Source organism: Brevibacillus sp. SIMBA_040 (genome assembly GCF_046535075.1).
GTDB lineage: Bacteria > Bacillota > Bacilli > Brevibacillales > Brevibacillaceae > Brevibacillus.
This window is the reverse complement of the sequence record NZ_JAWRXI010000008.1, coordinates 224,404-240,790: the sequence shown is the minus strand read 5'-3', so window position 1 is coordinate 240,790 and position 16,387 is coordinate 224,404. Positions and strand designations below refer to the sequence as shown.

Here is a 16,387-nt window from a genome sequence, read left to right as displayed (position 1 = left end):
AGCGTAGTGTTTTTAACTGGTCCCAAATTAGGACCACAGTTCAGCGATATTTATATATTATTTTTCTGATAGCATAAACAGAAAGATGGTAGGTTTCCGCAAGTTCTTGAATCGAATTACCAGAAGTATATCCTTTAATTATTTCACTATTTCGCTTATCAATTTCTTTACGAAAACCGGATTGTTCTCCCCAATTTTTATGTTGATTTTTTATTGCGGGAATGTAGATGTATTCACCTTGTACATAATCTTGCAATTTTTCAACCAACTCTTTTGGGAGAATTTCATTAGCGTTGATATATCTCATGTAGACTCACTCCTTGAATAAATGAAATATCTCAAGTAGCAAAGCCAGCATGATTGGTGATGATGTTATTCCATGCAAATATCACCACATATCTGTCTTTGCATGGAATGGAACATGGGTGATTGTAATATTTTTATGAGACAAAATTCATTCTCCTTTATTGATCGATACCCGGCAAAATTCCGATGGTGGAAACTGTAATTCTTCGATGTCCAGGCCAAAGGTTGATCGTAATTTCATCAGCGGTTAGATTTCGTTTCGGACCTTCTTCTAACCACCTCTTACTTGTCAAAATAAAAAAGAGCTACAAGAAAGTTACCTTTCTTGTAGCTCAAAAAATACGGCACATCCAACCCAGTACAGGGTATAAAAAGGATATATTTTCTGAGTGAAAAGAATAAGGTAACTATCTCGCCAACAAAGAATAAAACAATGCTTTATTCTTTAAAAAACCGGCAAGAAATATTACATTACCCTCTTCAACTCCATTCGTTAAGTGTCAGCAAAATTCTAGCATACTGGCTTTTACATTACAATTATAAAGAGAAGGGTATGGAACTAAAAGTTGTTTTTAAGATGGGTCAGAGCATGTGAAAACGCTGATCACGTCAACTTGCTTTGCCAACTGTTTGATGAGGTGATCGATCAATCTGGAATCGCATTGGACGGTAATTCTTACGTTGGATAGATGCTGTTGATCCGCTCTATTTATGGACATATGATCTATCTGAATTCCTCGACGAGAATATACACCCAGGATTCGCAGAAAAGTTGCTGGGTGATTGACCACCATCATTTGGATCGTTTGTTCGTTCACTCTTCCCACCCTTTCATGATTAATTCGCTATTCGCTTTGCCTGGTGGTACCATGGGAAAAACATTCTCGCTCTCTTCTACCAAAAAATCCACAACGACAGGGCCCGGATGAGCAAGGGCTTCAAGGATGACAAGTTCCGCATCTGCCACCGTTTCGGCACGTAATCCTTTCACACGAAACGCCTCAGCTACCTTGACAAAATCTGGCCCACCTATCTGTGACTCTGACAAACGATTTTCATAAAACATCTCCTGCCACTGCCTAACCATTCCAAGGAAGCGATTATTGATAATAAACACCTTCACAGGGATGTCTAGTTCGGCAATGGTCTGCAATTCCTGAATATTCATCTGAAAAGAGGCGTCTCCCGCGATACAAACAACGGTTGATTCAGGTTTAGCGATTTGAGCGCCTATCGCGGCAGGAAAACCAAATCCCATCGTACCGAGTCCTCCAGATGTAAGGAACCCTCGAGGCTTCTTGGCACGGTAATAGTGTGCCGCCCACATCTGGTGCTGTCCTACTTCGGTTGTGACGATTGCATTTCCATTCGTGAGGTTGCTCAACAAATCAATGACGAATTGAGGCTTCAATGCACCATTTTGATCCTGATCATACGAAAGTGGATGCTCTTGCGCCCACTGCTGCACCTGCATTCTCCAATTCTCACAATCAGGTGTTGGAGAAGCTAGTAACAAAGCTTGTAGGGCTATTTTCACGTCGCAGGCTAGTGAATAGTCAACAGGAACGATTTTACTCAGTTCAGATGGGTCGATATCGATGTGAATTTTCGTAGACTGTGGAGAAAATCGCTCTAGTTTCCCTGTAACCCGGTCATCAAAACGAACACCACATGCCAACAAGAGATCACAATGATACACAGCCATATTGGCGGCATATGTTCCATGCATACCCAACATCCCAAGGAACAAGGGCTCATCGGGAGGATACGCTCCCAATCCCATCAATGTCGAGCAGACTGGGATACCGGTTTCCTTGGCAAATCGGAGTAATTCCTCTGAAGCGTTACCACTTACAATCCCTCCACCGATGTAAAGAAGCGGTCGTTTTGCCTGTGAGATTGCCTGACGGATCGCTTCCATTTGATCCCTATCGATTTCAGATATGGCTTGCTTGATTCGTTTCGTCCCAGGTAAGGAAGTTTGGTACATGCAATGGGTACTCGCGATGTCCTTTGGGATATCAATAAGGACCGGACCTGGTCTACCTGTTGAAGCGATCTGGTACGCTTCCGCAAGCAAGCTTGGCAGTTCTTCCGGAGTCCGTGCTTGAAAGCTATATTTTGTCACGGGTGCCGTGATTCCGATAACATCGACCTCTTGAAATGCGTCTGTACCGATGAATGAGGAGGCAACCTGGCCTGTTATGACAACAAGGGGAACCGAATCCATATAGGCGTCTGCTATGCCTGTTACCAGATTCGTCGCTCCTGGACCTGAGGTTGCAATGACTGTCCCAACTCTCCCGGTCGACTTCGCGTACCCTTCTGCAGCATGGATTGCTGCTTGTTCGTGCCTGGTCAAAATGTGTCGAATCCCGCTTTGATACAGGGCATCATAAATCGGCAAAAATCGCCCCGCCTGGGTAGCCAAATACCGTATCTACCCCTAATTGTTTCAAGGTCTCAATTACTTTGTTGGCACCTGTCATTTTCACGTTGGCATCGCTTTTTGATTGTTCCATACTTGGTCATCATCCCCTTCGTTGAGTGTTCACTCGGAAAGTCCTTGCCCCTTCCCATTTCCCATTCATTTAGACTCATGATTCTTGTTTTACATCCATTCAATATGCCACCTTTCAAATGTATAAATTGGGTTATTTAATAAAAAAACTCCCGCCTTAAACAACCATTCGATGACATTGAATTTTATCCAATGTTCGACCGATTGGTTGCTGAGGCGAGAGTTTCGCGGTACCACTCAGCTTTTCCGCCAATATTACAAAAGGCGGACTTAGGAAGATCGTCCCTGACTGATTGTCAGTTCAGACTTCGGTTCAGTAACGAGAACCATGTCGTTGTCCACTACTGCTACACAATTGCGTCGTTCGCAGACAAAGCTCCGAGGTGATATTCGAATTAGGGTAATGACCGTCCTTCCAGCTCAAGGGACGGCTCTCTGGCATCAGAGCCTCATTCTACTTGTCCTCTTCCACGCTATTATTTCTTTTATGGGTTTTGGTATGATAATCTCAATTTCTCCATCAATCATGAACCGTCATCCTTTCCACTAAAAAACTCCCGCCTCAGACAACCATGGGCGACATTGAATTTCATCCAATGTTCGACCGATTGGTTGCTGAGGCGAGAGTTTCGCGGTACCACTCAGCTTCTCCGCCAATATTACAAAAGGCGGACTTAAGAAGATCGTCCCTGACAGATTGTCAGTTTAGACTTCGGTTCAGTAACGAGAACCATGTCGTTGTCCACTACTGCTACACAATTGTGTCGTTCGCAGACAAAGCTCAGAGGTGATATTCGAATTAGGGTAATGACCGTCCTTTCAGCTCAAGGGACGGCTCTCTGGCATCAGAGCCTGATTCAACTTGTCCTCTTCCACGCTATTTTTTCTTTTATGAGTTTTGGTATGATAATCTCAATTTCTCCATCAATCATGAACCGTCATCCTCTCCACTAAAAAACTCCCGCATCACGCAACCATAGGCAACATTGAAATTCATCCAATGTTCGACCGATTGGTTGCTGAGGCGAGAGTCTCGCGGTACCACTCAGCTTCTCCGCCTTTTTCAAAAGGCAGACTTAAGAAGATCGTCCCTGACGGATCATCAGTTCAGACTTCGGTTCAGTAACGAGAACCATGTCGTTGTCCACTACTGCTACAGAAGTTTGTTGTTCGCAGACAAGGCTCAGAGGTGATATTCGAATTAGAGTAATGACCGTCCTTACAGCACATGGGACGGCTCTCTTGCACTAGAGCCTGATTCTACTTGTCCTCTTCTACGCCATCTATTAGAAAAAGTTCTCTTGTTATTGTTAGAATTGATTATAATTTTTAGAAATCATTTTTGTCAAGCTGGTGAACTACGTTATCCATTAGCTTAACCGGTCAGATCTGTAGAACTTTTGCCATGCGCCGCTTGGATGTCCCCCAGGTAATGGCGTTATACCAAGCAAAGATTCGATCAAGGGTTCACTCAGGGTACGGAAAACCCTCCCGACGCTGCACCTATATCCAGTCCCTAAAATTCAACTCCCTGGACCTCCAACCATTTATCCGTCCGGTCCTCCGTCTGCCTTCTTCGCTGATTACCTCCTAATTGAACGCTTGGCCGAATCAAATGAATGTACAGCATCGATGCCAGCCCTATTCAACAGGAATGAACTGTTATATAGATTAAATTTTTCTGTTACAATTGGGTTACCTTTTATCGTATATTGATTAATTGACGTATTATAAATGCTGTATTATATTATTTTTATAGTCTGTATCAGTAGAATTCAGATTCCCAAATTTATTTACACATCATTATAAACACGATTAGGAGGAAGAATTGTATGTCTAACCATGCATCGAGCATTCCATCACTAAGTAACAGCGGCATTCACTATTATCAAACCTATGAAGAAAGCCTTGGTCTTTGGCCAGTCGATTACGAAGCATTTTATGTATCCTCCCGTTTCGGTCAAACGCATATCATTGCAAGTGGACCAAAGGATGCACCACCACTCGTATTGCTTCATGGAGCATTGTTTAGCTCCACCATGTGGTATCCAAATATTGCTGATTGGAGCAGTAAATATCGAACATACGCAATTGATATCATGGGTGATAAGAACAAAAGTATTCCTGTGGATTTAAACGGTACGAGAACGAGTTACGCCGACTGGCTTCTTGATGTGTTTGACAATCTGGGTATCAAAAAGGCGAATATGGTTGGACTTTCGCTTGGTGGGCTTCATGTTATGAATTTTGTTTTACTTGCAGCCGAGCGAGTGGAGAAGGCAGCATTACTTAGCCCTGCGGAAACATTCGTATCCTTTCATCCAGATTTCTACAAATACGCACTTGGCCTTGTTCAGCCTAACGGCGTTAGTGATTTTTTACAGTGGATGATGGGAGATCGATACGAGTTACACCCAAATTTTGCAAAGCAGTTTCATGCTGGAGTTATGTGGGAGGATGAATTAAGAAATCCAAAACCTAAAGTTGATGGATTCCCGTATGTTTTCACTGACGAAGAATTAAAATCAGTAAAAGTTCCCATTCTCTTATTACTTAGCGAGCACGAAGTCATTTATGACCCACAACCTGCTTTAAAACGTGCTTCGACTTTTGTTCCCGGTATTGAAGCGGAAATCGTTAAAAATGCCGGCCACGTTTTGTCGATGGAACAGCCAGAATACATTAATGGACGTGTACTGAGATTTTTAGATAAATGAAAGAAAAAAGTTGAATCCATAGGTATATGAAGGCACCGGTATCCATAGGGTGCCTTTTCCCTACACATAAATTCGTAAGTATTCCAGCTATAACTAGTTAGCTCTACCTTTTTGTTTAAATATGTTATAAAATTGTATGTCTCTGCCGAAATTTCCTGGCATAATTAATACCCCTGACGGTAAGATCAGCGGTAGTGGCTATCCTATTACCTGCTCCTAATACCGCATCACAAAAGACCCAGGCTATTTCGCTTGGGTCTCATTAATCCAAAATTCAAGCCACATAAACTGCAGAAAGGTTGTATTCCATTTATGGAGCTATCTCACCTCACTACCAAGGAACAAGCTAAGAAGGAATCGTTTTCTATCTCTTTACTCTCTCTTACACTAGGTTCTTTTTCCATCGGGATGACTGAATTTGTCATAATGGGTCTTTTACCAAATGTAGCAGAGGATTTACAGGTCAGTATCTCATCTGCTGGGCAACTGATTACCATGTATGCTCTTGGGGTAGCCGTTGGTGCGCCTATTATGACAATCCTTACTAATCGAATCCCCCAAAAGAGACTACTATGTCTGCTTATGGTTCTCTTTATTCTCGGTAACGGAATCTCAGTTTTTGCTCCAAACTACGCTATATTGATGGCGGCACGTATGCTAACTGCGCTGACGCATGGGACATTTTTTGGTGTAGGGGCTGTTGTCGCATCCAATCTTGTGCCTCCCCACAAACGAGCTAGTGCCGTTTCCATTATGATGGCAGGTCTGACGATTGCCAATATTATTGGTGTTCCTCTGGGGACATTTATCGGTCAACACATGGGCTGGCGATCATCGTTCGGTTCTATTGCCATTATGGGGATCATTGCATTGATTGGCATACTTATTTTCGTACCGCAAACCCGTCAAGAAAAAGCGGGGAGCATGATTGGACAAATCACTGCTCTTGTCAAGCCAAAGCTCCTGCTGTACCTCCTTATCGGTGCACTAGGAAACGCAGGGCTATTCACCGTATTTACTTATATTGCGCCACTACTTATAAAAGTTACTGGATTCGCAGAATATCATGTTACATGGATTCTTGTCCTCTTTGGCTGTGGGGTGACCCTTGGAAATATCGTGGGCGGGAAGCTGGCAGATTGGAAGCTGATGCCTTCTATACTAGGTCTATACTTTGCCGTTTGTATCATCCTCACCCTTTTTACGTTTACCATGTATAGTCCAATTGCTGCCATCGTGACCATTTTTCTATGGGGAGCTGCTTCTTTCGCAGTATTTCCGGGGCTGCAAGTACGTGTGATGAACCTAGCAGAGTCAGCACCAGCTCTTGCCTCTACCTCCAGTCATTCTGCCGGAAATCTAGGAAATGCAGCTGGCGCTTTCATTGGGGGTTGGGTGATTACTCATCTTGCCATTACTTCCCTTCCATGGGTCGGAGCCATGCTCGTAGGACTCGCTCTGCTTTTGGGGATCGTTTCCTATATGGTTGAACGAAAATTCGCTTGAAAGATATGATCATTCTATTTTAAGCGACTATACAAGAATAAAAACCAGCTTATAATAGCTGGTTTCTTTGTTTAGAAAAAGTCATTGTACAATTCTTGCTGTTGTTCCTCTGCAATGGTCTGTAAGTCATATGCGTTAATTCGAAACAACTGATAATCGCCGATTTCCGCTTTTTTTGCGGCTAGCTTACTTAAAAACTTCGGTGATCCTTCGTTTTCTTCATCGTAAACTAACAAGATACCGTCTGAATTAGCTAGCAAGAATTTGTCTTTCTCTCCAAGCTGCCAAACTCCTTGGTAAGGTGTTTGATAGACACTATTGATATAGTCGGCTTGCATCACAATATTTCGATAGTAATTCTGGGTCTCTTCTTTCCACTTTTCCTCTTGATTCAAAAACGGAGTAATTACAGCCAGTTTTAGATGTGGATACTCCTTTTTTAATTCCAGAACAGTTTCGGCTGCCCACATTTCTACCCCGAGTTGGCCTGATATGATGACCCATTCCAATTCTTCCTCGAGGAATCTTACGAGTTCCCGCTTCACTGCTGTCTTAATAATTGCTAACCCCGGATTTTTTTCATTAAAAATACCAAGCTCGTGAGCTTTATATCCTGAAACAAACAACCGCTTTATCATGATGCCACCTCTAGTTTAAAAGAAGCTCAAGCAGAAAATAGATTTCTATTCACTGGGTGTCACTTCATTAGGTATTACGCCTTATATGTTTCTTATATTATCACAAATTTGAATGACTCAGGATAAATCGGATGATCTGTTAGTTTCCTTCGATTGCAACATTAAGTTACTGATTGATAAAATCATAGAACAAATTCATTTCCAAAAAACAAGGGGCTATCATAATTCATTACATGACTATTGGTCAGCTCATAGATGGTATCATGTCTTCCTTGGCTAAAGATTCAGTTCAGACCGTTCGTAGGTCTCTTCCAAATATTTTGCTCTTGCTCCATTCAGCAACTGCATCAATACCATAATATCTTCCTCTGTTGTATCGTAGTTCGTAATACAAGCCCGCAGCGCCGGAGCCTTGTTTATTTCATATACTGAAATCCATGCCTGCCCTGAACGTAATATCTCTTTACAAATAAATGATGCGAAATTCGATTGGATGTTGGATTGAATATTGAAATCCGTAAAGCATACGACAGGCAATACGGTATCATTGACAACCTTCCAGTTAGAGCAAGCAAGCTCCCGGCGCAACCGATTGCTCATCTCTGTTTGGTGCTGCACAATGCTGCGATAGCCTTCCCAACCAGCCGTCACAAGCGATAAATATACTTTCAAACCGATAAATCTTCGCGACCATTGAATGGAATGGGTGAACGGATCAATAACATCCAGATCAGCCCCTTCTTTCGGCATATAATCTGCCGTGATGCTGAATGTTTTATGTAAGATGTCCTTATGCCGTGTGATATAAATTCCCGCTCCCATCGGGACAGACATCCACTTATGCGCGTCGAAGGTAATGGAGTCAGCTCGGTCAATACCACGAAGTAGATCCCGCAGTTCTGGTGCAAACACGGAGGCACCACCATACGCAGCATCCACATGCAGCCACAGTTGCTCACGTTCAGCCAGATTTGCCATTTCGTTAATGGGATCAATCGCTCCGGTGCCGGTCGTTCCACCCGTCGCAATGATGAGAAAAGGAGTGTATCCAGCTGCGCGATCCACTTGAATTTGATGATGAAGCGCATGAACATCTATATGCATTTCAGAGCCCGTCGTAATCATACGAAGGGAATCTGTACCCAGTCCGCAAGAACGCGCTGCCTTTACCAGGGAATGGTGGCTCTCTGCAGAGGCATACATGACGGGATTCGTGGGGAGCGACCTCAGCCCCTCTTTGGCATAAGATGGAAAAGAATGAACTAGTGCGGTCAGTACGGCCGTCAGATTTGCTTCCGCTCCCCCTGTTGTAAATGTTCCATCTGCTGCCTCTGCTGAATAACCGAATTTTGAAGCTATCTCTTTCAATACATAGTTCTCCATTTCAACCGCTATAGGCGCATGGCTCCAGGCTGCAAGCTGCGGATTGAATGCTGCAGTAATCGTGTCCGCCATAATTCCCATGAAGTTGGGCCGCGGATTATACAAGCCAAAATATCGCGGGTGTGGCGTATGCACCTGGTATTGCCTTAATCCCTCCAGGATATGATAAATCGCCTCACGAGCGCTGACGGGATACTCAAAAGATAATTTACGTGCGTATTCTGCAACCACATCCACGCTGAGTTCAGGTGAGACACGAACCCCGCGTATGTGCGTTATATAGTCATTGATTTGTTCCAACAGATAGGTTCCAATGTCCATGCGTTCATCCGTATCAAGATTAAGAATTGAATTATTCTTCATCATGTGGAAAATGCATCCCCCTTCATCTTGTGAGATTCCATTGCTGATTCAGATTATACACTCGCAGAATTCTGGTGTACGTTTTTTCGAATGAAACCGCAATATTTCGAAACAATCTCTATCCACTTGGGCGGCGCACACCAGTGACGGCAGCAGAAATAATAAAAATTTGAAACATGAGCAAGCGTCAATAAGCCGATATCCCTGAAGCAACTTTATTTTGTAAAGGCATGCCATATACTCACAAATATCCAGTATATACACTATAGTTTAATCGTTTTACGACATAAACAAGAAAGGTCAGCCTAAAGGTTGACCTTTCTTGTTTAAAAAATTATATTCACAGGCATTTTCAGAATCGCTTATAGGATATCCTTACCTTCCTGGATATTTTCTATTCTATTAGCACAGAACTTATTACATAACCTTAATTCATTTAATCAGTAATTTTTTTAAGCTCAAAAATAGTTGCCTCTGATAACAAGATAAGCCTATCGTTATTAACAACCAAAAAACTTACACTTACAGGTATGCTCATTTTTGTAGAAGGGTCACTTATATCTATTGCTTTTACTACATCATTTATATTTAAGTCTGGGATATCTATTTTATATAATCTATAAAAAGAGTCAGAGTTATAGCATGTCGCTGTAATCTCATATAATGGATTTTTTAGTTCATATTGATATTTCTGATAGTTTTTAAGTCCTTTTGATGAAAAAAAGTCTTTTTTGATTATAATTTCATCTCCAATAAATTTTTGCCCTGTTGGATATTCAGAAGCATCATTATATGAATTTGCAAATCCTAAAAGCTTCTCAACTTTCCAAGTTCCATAGAAATATTTTTCAGTTTCACTATCCAAATTTATACGTTCTACAGTACAATCGGTTGTGTTTTTTGGAATAATAGACTCATCCGTTTCAGGTTTAGGCTCACTAGAAGTATTTGGATTTGATGTCATTTCAACATTTCCACAAGCCGATGCTAGCATCAACATTATCATGATACAAACCAATAATATTTTTTTCATATTTCACACTCTTTTTTATTTTTTTTGATCGTGTCACAATCTCTTCATGATAGTAGGATTCATTATGACAAAACACTGCCGGACGCACTTCATTTGCGTATTTTGAAAAGCTTACCATTAATCCATTATTGCTTGGCTTTGCCCAAAAGCTCTCCATTGTAGCGTTATCCCAACAGTTCCCTTTCTGGCCCATGGATCACCGATAGCTAAACATCCTTTGATAATCCTTTGAGCACTATCGGCTCACTACGTAGGTTGGTGATGTCGCTTACCTTTTTTCATTAAAAAACAGGAGTTGCTGTTTTTTAATTTATTTCAACATATTTTACCATATAAAGATTATACATACATCTAAAACCAAGTATAAAATTTGAAAAACACATTGAAATCTGCAAAGGAGATCCCCTAATATGAGGATCTCGTTTGCATATGCACGATCGTATACTCGGGATGCTATTCAACCGAGCCAAACGAAATCACGCCGATCGCTTTCAACAGTCGGGAAAGGCGATCAATGACAAGTTGCGCCTTTATTTCCGCATCGGTCGAGCGCTATTGGAAGCTAAACAAAATGGAGGCGATCCGTTTGAGGCCATATTTCAGAAATGCGATGTTGAGTCGTTTTTGCCATATCGGCCAACTGCTTTTTGCGTGTAACCGAGTTGTACCCGGCGTTACATCTACTTTGCGGGTGGTGTCAGCTTCGCTGGTACTACCCCGAGTTTGATAGTTTCAATTCACTCAACTTCGTTAAAGTATTCATACCAAGAGACTAACGCTCGACAATTATCTCAAAAGATACATATCAATTTTACATAGAATACATGTAAACAATGTGACAACCATTGATTTAACAGTGGTTGTCACATTGGAGTTAAGATAAACGCGGAATGTTGGCGGGACCCCTTTTAATTGTTTGGTATTCGGGCGAAAAGGCCTTGCCTGGAAGCTCTCCCATAGTTCACCCTGCTTCCGCTAGTGGTATTGTCCAACACATTCTGGCAAATTTAATTTCTCTTGTGATATTTTGTTGATTTACTTCTTTTCAAATCGATCTGACACAAAAAAGCAAGCTATTCCCAAGATAGGTAAGATAAATAGATTCTCTTTGTTAAATAGTTGTCCCTTTCACCTGCAATAAAGCCAATAATAGCTTTAATGAAGATGGTACCAAAGATATTTGGTACTTATGGTTTTTTCATTCAGTATTACAATGAGTGTAACAACATGCAGCAAGGAGGTGACGTATGGAAGGTTTTGAAATCTTCATCTATATGTGCTTAGGAGTCGCTTTGTTATTTGCTATTGCATCAATAATAGCAAGAAGAATATTTCCAGAAAAGAATGGTAAGTACATTGGTATAGGTTTTTCTGTAGTACTTATGGTAAGCGTTGCAATTATAATCATCAGCTTTTTTGTCGGTGGTTGGAGCGGTATGGGATACGGATTGATCGGTATCTCCATTTTCATAGGTACAATATTAGGTGGTATTTTGAATTTAGTGATAAAACACTTTTTTGATAGATCAAACAATTAATAGAGGAAATGTAGGATAGCAATCTGTTGTCCTTTTATCCTTTTGTGCCCCTTGAACATTAACAGCAGTAATGTTGTGTTCAATCACTCAGCATACTCGCTGCACAATTCCTGATGATATCTGAGAGACTTATCAACAATAACGTCCCGAAAACAGCGAAAGCGAGGAGCCACGTATGGTGGTTCCTCGCTTCCCTGTGGTATGAAGGTTCTCCCTATCTGGTTGCCAGTTCGATGATCATCACAATGAGCATGAGTAACTGGATGAGAATATCCAAATTCATTCTCATTTTCGTTCCCTCCTGACAAAGTAGATGCCCTTCCTCCTGGCCTCTCCATCATAGAGAAGAACTTCACGTTTCCCCATTACCATCATACTGTTAGACTTTTCGATTTATTCTTTCTGATTTACAAAGGATCGACCCTTTTCATATGGCTCAGGATACCATTTACAGTTCAGTTAGAACAGATTCGAGAACAGCTTTCTCTCCCAGTCACTTACATAGCGATTGAATTTATCTGACTCTGTCCGCTTGATGTTGATGAACTCTTCCCAAATCGAACGGCCGATCGTCTCTGCCAAGATCGTATCCTCGGACAAATGACTGATTGCTTCTGGGAGAGAACGAGGTACCCAGCCGATTCCTCTCTCCTTTAACTCGGCGTTGCTCATTTTACTCACATCGGTAGTGGCTGGCTCCCCTGGCTCCATTCGGCTCTGGATTCCATGTAATCCCGCTGCCACCAAGCAGGCGGCCAACAGATATGGATTACAAGTGCCGTCCGCTCCACGAAACTCGAAACGCCTTGCTCTGCGCTTTTCGGGAATTCGCACGAGTACGGAACGATTGCCTGAGCCGTAGCAAATGTGAGCAGGAGCCCATGTACCCGGCTGCATGCGTTTATAGGAATTGACGCTCGGTGCCCCGATCGCAATCAAAGAGGAAGCATGCTTGAGGAGCCCGCCGATAAAATGGTACGCTTTCTCCGACATATCGAGTCCCCGCTGATCCGAAGTATCTTCAAAGAGATTTTCCCCGGCTTCGTCAAAGAGACTAATATGCACATGTAGACCACTTCCGGCCAGGTGCTGGAAGGGCTTTGGCATCAACGTGCCAATCATTCCCTTGTCTTTTGCGATTTGTTTAAACAGGTGCATGAACGTCACCTGATTGTCGGTTGCCTGCAGCGCCGGTGTGTATTTCAAGTTGATTTCCAATTGTCCAGGGCCGTATTCACTGGAGATTTGCTCGGTTTCCACGCCCATCTTTTCCAACGAGAGGACAAAATCCTGGACAAATTCCTCCTGGATGTCCACCCCTACGGTAGAGAAACAATGGCTGTTGTCGGCTGGCTGGATCTTTTCATCCACTTCCTTGAGCAGATACGCCTCCTGTTCAAATGCCATGTACATCTTCCCGCCAAGCTGGGACTCTACCTCTGACAAAAGCCGCTTCAGTGCATTTCGCGGGCAACCTGCCCATGGATCTCCATTGGCATCGACGAGGTCACACAACATCCGTGCTGTATTTTTCCGATATGGCAGGATGGCAAATGTCTTAGGATCTGGTATGGCAAAAAAATCTCCATCATTTGCTCCATACGTCGGATTCGGGATGTACTCGTCAAAGCAGTCAAAACTCATGATCGCTGTACTGAAGTTAACCCCTTTCTCCATTGCACTTGCGAGTTGGGCTGGGCGAACGGTCCTGCCTCGTGTCACTCCGGCATAGTCAAGAAATTCGATCCGAATGAATTCGATTTGCTCTCTCTTTACCAATCCCAAAACATCTTCTTTTGTTAACATATCTCTTTCTCTCCTTTATCCAGCAATGTGAGAACCGTATGGGTAAAAAGCTTTACGCCAATCGGGATAATCTCCTGATCAAACTGAAATTGCGGATGATGCAAATCGTACACGGGGCGATCCGCTTCTTGGATGCCTAATCGAAAATACGTGCTCGGGACTCTTTCAGCAAAAGCTCCGAAATCATCTGCCCCCATAGATGGTTCTAGCAGGACGTAGACACTAGAATCACCCAATAACTCTGCCGCGCACTGTTTCACACAGTCCGTCAAAAGTGGATCGTTGATGACAGGAGGCAAGCCTTCGGCGTACATGATTTTTGCTGTCGCTCCGTAAGCCTCTGCGATTCCTTCGACGAGCGCGATGAACTGCAATCGCAATTTTTTTCTCGTCTCCCGCGAAACCGTCCGTGTCGTTCCTTCCAAGACGACCCGATCCGCTACGATGTTATTCGCTGTCCCTCCCTGAATCTTGCCTACGTGGACAACCACTGGGTCCACGGGATTCGTACTCTTGGTCACGAGCTGGGAGAGCGCCTGAAGAATCTGACTGCTGATCGCAATCGCATCGACCGCATGATGAGGTCTTGCGCTGTGGCCGCCCTTCCCTTCGATTTCGATCCGAAAATCGTCACAAGAGGCCGTGATCGCTCCGGTTCTGACCCCTACCGATCCAAACGGCAGATGCGGCCACATGTGCAGGGCGAGCATCCCGTTCACTGGAGGATTCTCCAAGACTCCTTGCTCGATCATCTGCTGCGCTGCTCCATCTGCTTCTTCGCCCGGTTGGAAGATGCAGCGCACACGTCCCCTCCACTCGCTTTTCAACTGGTACAGCTGATAGACAGTGCCGAGCAAAATCGTGGTGTGTCCATCATGTCCACATGCATGCATCACGCCCGGTTGTTTGGAAGCGAACGGCAGCCCCGTTTTTTCTTCGATGGGGAGTGCGTCTATATCGGCTCGAACTCCGATATGAGGCCCCTCTCCCCCGTCACCGAACAAGTCGACGACGACCCCCGTCTCACCAAAGCGGCGATGCGGGATTCCCCACTTTTCCAACCAAGACACGATATACGCGCTAGTCTGGTATTCCTGAAAGGATAGCTCTGGGTTTTGATGGAGGTAACTTCTGATTTCGGCTAATTGCTGCATGAGTTCCTCGCCAAGTGACAGCTTTTCGTGAATGGAGCTTTTCATGGTTGATCCCTTCCTATCTTAGCTACGATGAGTAACCGTAGATTGACCTTTCTTCTGAAACAGCTTGAACACGAGGAATAACGCCCCCATCCAGATCGCACCGCGCAGCAGCGTCATCGGAGACCCAACGAACGAGCCGTAGCAGACAATGCCGATTCCAATAAAGCCCAATGTCGGGAAGAGTGGGTACAAGGGTTGTTTCCAAGGCAATCGTTCGATTTCATCTGGATGCTTTTTGCGATAGAGAACGGCGGCAATCAGAGCCAATGTCCAGGATACAATCCAAGCCAGAACCAACTGATTGGATAGCTCGACATAGAGAAAGTCTGGATTTAAGGAGCCCAAAATCACAAGAGCGACCGAGCAAGCCCACACAAATAGGATACCGTACACTGGTGTTTTCGTTTTTGGATGGAGATAGCCGAAAAACGCCGGTAAAAAGCCTTCGCGAGCCTGGGCATAAAAGATTCGTGAGGCTGCGTATAGCGTCCCCATCAAAATGCAGGTGGTAGCGGCAATCCAGGCGACGGCATTCATGACAAATGCTCCAGCAAAGCCAAATACTTGCCCTGCCGCAACCGTAAACGGCGAGCTGTCCATCGTGATCTGATCCCAGGGAATCAAGCCTTGCAAGACAGCCTGTGCAGCTGTATAGAGAAGTAAAAAAGTCATTCCGGACCAGATCAGCGCTTTCGGCAAATCTTTTGGGTCCTTACATTCGCCCCCGGCAGTTGCCAGTGTTACTGCTCCCAAGTAAGCGTACGTTCCGAGCGGAATGGCCGACCAAAAGCCTTCCGATCCGTGCGGGAGAAAAGGTGTGAAATTGTCTAGATTCATATCTTTTAATCCAATGAGTGAGAAGATAGCAATAACAGCAGTCATGATAATCACGAGCAATAATTGCGTGGTTGCAGCGATTTCTGTCCCCATGATATTGAGTACAGCAAACACCGTAATAAAGAAGACGGCGAAAATGACTGACCAGTACTCTCCTTGCAATTTCGGGAAAAACCACATCGTAATTTTTCCTAGTGCCAAGCCGACGCTACCGCCTGCAATGACCCATCCGAGCGCAAATGTTACCCCGGATAAAAAGCCCCACCAGCGTCCCATCATCCTCTCCACCCAACGGGACATGGCTCCAGCATTGGGCATCCCGACTGCGAGTTCGCCCAGCGCAATCATGAGAAAAAATTGCGACAGACCCGCGATAAAATAGGCGAGGATGGCTCCCGGACCTGCCATGGCGATTCCTTGCCCCATGAGCAGGAAGACGCCGTCCCCGACGACGGCTCCTACCCCCAAGGCCCAAATATGCCAATACCCCAGCTTTCGCTCCGGTGCAAGCTCCAACACTCTTTGTTCCATCATGGCACC

The 16,387-nt window shown here is 44.0% G+C and carries 14 protein-coding genes and 3 other annotated features; of the genes, 4 read left to right on the top strand and 10 right to left on the bottom strand.

The window, feature by feature from the left end; all coding sequences use genetic code 11:
• Positions 1 to 40 precede the first annotated feature (40 nt).
• The 4 genes from SB752_RS15610 to SB752_RS15595 form a co-directional block, all read right to left on the bottom strand.
• Positions 41 to 307 (bottom strand): CD3324 family protein, encoded by a 267-nt coding sequence (locus SB752_RS15610; RefSeq protein ID WP_103107511.1) that lies wholly within the window; start codon positions 305 to 307, stop codon positions 41 to 43.
• Positions 308 to 878: 571 nt separating this feature from the next.
• Positions 879 to 1,100, bottom strand: coding sequence for an ACT domain-containing protein (locus tag SB752_RS15605; RefSeq protein ID WP_410716607.1), 222 nt, complete (start codon positions 1,098 to 1,100; stop codon positions 879 to 881).
• A gap of 20 nt (positions 1,101 to 1,120) precedes the next feature.
• A complete protein-coding gene (gene ilvB / locus SB752_RS15600) occupies positions 1,121 to 2,668 on the bottom strand; it encodes a biosynthetic-type acetolactate synthase large subunit (protein WP_410716606.1) in 1,548 nt (515 codons plus the stop codon).
• A gap of 31 nt (positions 2,669 to 2,699) precedes the next feature.
• Entirely contained in the window at positions 2,700 to 2,828 is a 129-nt protein-coding gene (locus SB752_RS15595; protein ID WP_410716540.1) for a hypothetical protein, read from the bottom strand.
• A gap of 208 nt (positions 2,829 to 3,036) precedes the next feature.
• Positions 3,037 to 3,307 (bottom strand) — a binding site (T-box leader).
• Positions 3,308 to 3,440: 133 nt separating this feature from the next.
• Positions 3,441 to 3,711: a binding site (T-box leader), on the bottom strand.
• 133 nt (positions 3,712 to 3,844) lie between these two features.
• Positions 3,845 to 4,113 (bottom strand) — a binding site (T-box leader).
• Positions 4,114 to 4,659: 546 nt separating this feature from the next.
• Here SB752_RS15595 and SB752_RS15590 point away from each other — a divergent pair.
• Both SB752_RS15590 and SB752_RS15585 read left to right on the top strand, forming a co-directional pair.
• Positions 4,660 to 5,544 carry a carboxylesterase gene (locus SB752_RS15590; protein ID WP_410716539.1) on the top strand — a complete coding sequence of 295 codons (885 nt, stop codon included), beginning with the start codon at positions 4,660 to 4,662 and terminating at the stop codon, positions 5,542 to 5,544.
• A 312-nt stretch (positions 5,545 to 5,856) separates the two neighbouring features.
• Positions 5,857 to 7,050 carry an MFS transporter gene (locus SB752_RS15585; RefSeq protein ID WP_410716538.1) on the top strand — a complete coding sequence of 398 codons (1,194 nt, stop codon included), beginning with the start codon at positions 5,857 to 5,859 and terminating at the stop codon, positions 7,048 to 7,050.
• Positions 7,051 to 7,121: 71 nt separating this feature from the next.
• Here the strand turns inward: SB752_RS15585 and SB752_RS15580 are convergent, their stop codons facing one another.
• From SB752_RS15580 to SB752_RS15570, 3 genes are all read right to left on the bottom strand, one after another.
• The gene (locus tag SB752_RS15580; RefSeq protein WP_410716537.1) at positions 7,122 to 7,688 is read right to left on the bottom strand and encodes an SLOG family protein; all 567 of its coding nucleotides are present in this window, start codon (positions 7,686 to 7,688) and stop codon (positions 7,122 to 7,124) included.
• 276 nt (positions 7,689 to 7,964) lie between these two features.
• Complete coding sequence (locus SB752_RS15575; protein ID WP_410716536.1) at positions 7,965 to 9,437, bottom strand: pyridoxal phosphate-dependent decarboxylase family protein; 1,473 nt, start codon at positions 9,435 to 9,437, stop codon at positions 7,965 to 7,967.
• 433 nt (positions 9,438 to 9,870) lie between these two features.
• Positions 9,871 to 10,467 carry a hypothetical protein gene (locus SB752_RS15570; protein WP_410716535.1) on the bottom strand — a complete coding sequence of 199 codons (597 nt, stop codon included), beginning with the start codon at positions 10,465 to 10,467 and terminating at the stop codon, positions 9,871 to 9,873.
• Positions 10,468 to 10,896: 429 nt separating this feature from the next.
• Between SB752_RS15570 and SB752_RS15565 the strand changes: the two genes are divergently transcribed.
• Both SB752_RS15565 and SB752_RS15560 read left to right on the top strand, forming a co-directional pair.
• Positions 10,897 to 11,124 (top strand): hypothetical protein, encoded by a 228-nt coding sequence (locus SB752_RS15565; RefSeq protein WP_410716611.1) that lies wholly within the window; start codon positions 10,897 to 10,899, stop codon positions 11,122 to 11,124.
• 590 nt (positions 11,125 to 11,714) lie between these two features.
• The gene (locus SB752_RS15560) at positions 11,715 to 12,005 is read left to right on the top strand and encodes a YesK family protein (protein ID WP_410716534.1); all 291 of its coding nucleotides are present in this window, start codon (positions 11,715 to 11,717) and stop codon (positions 12,003 to 12,005) included.
• 459 nt (positions 12,006 to 12,464) lie between these two features.
• Here SB752_RS15560 and SB752_RS15555 read toward each other — a convergent pair whose 3' ends face one another.
• The 3 genes from SB752_RS15555 to SB752_RS15545 are packed head-to-tail and all read right to left on the bottom strand — an operon-like array spanning position 12,465 to position 16,378.
• Positions 12,465 to 13,811: a glutamine synthetase family protein gene (locus SB752_RS15555; protein ID WP_410716533.1), complete on the bottom strand. Its 1,347-nt coding sequence runs from the start codon at positions 13,809 to 13,811 to the stop codon at positions 12,465 to 12,467.
• The gene (locus SB752_RS15550) at positions 13,805 to 15,010 is read right to left on the bottom strand and encodes a M20 metallopeptidase family protein (protein WP_410716532.1); all 1,206 of its coding nucleotides are present in this window, start codon (positions 15,008 to 15,010) and stop codon (positions 13,805 to 13,807) included. Before SB752_RS15550 ends, SB752_RS15555 begins: the two co-directional genes overlap by 7 nt.
• An 18-nt stretch (positions 15,011 to 15,028) precedes the next feature.
• Positions 15,029 to 16,378 (bottom strand): APC family permease, encoded by a 1,350-nt coding sequence (locus tag SB752_RS15545; protein WP_410716531.1) that lies wholly within the window; start codon positions 16,376 to 16,378, stop codon positions 15,029 to 15,031.
• Positions 16,379 to 16,387: the final 9 nt, after the last annotated feature.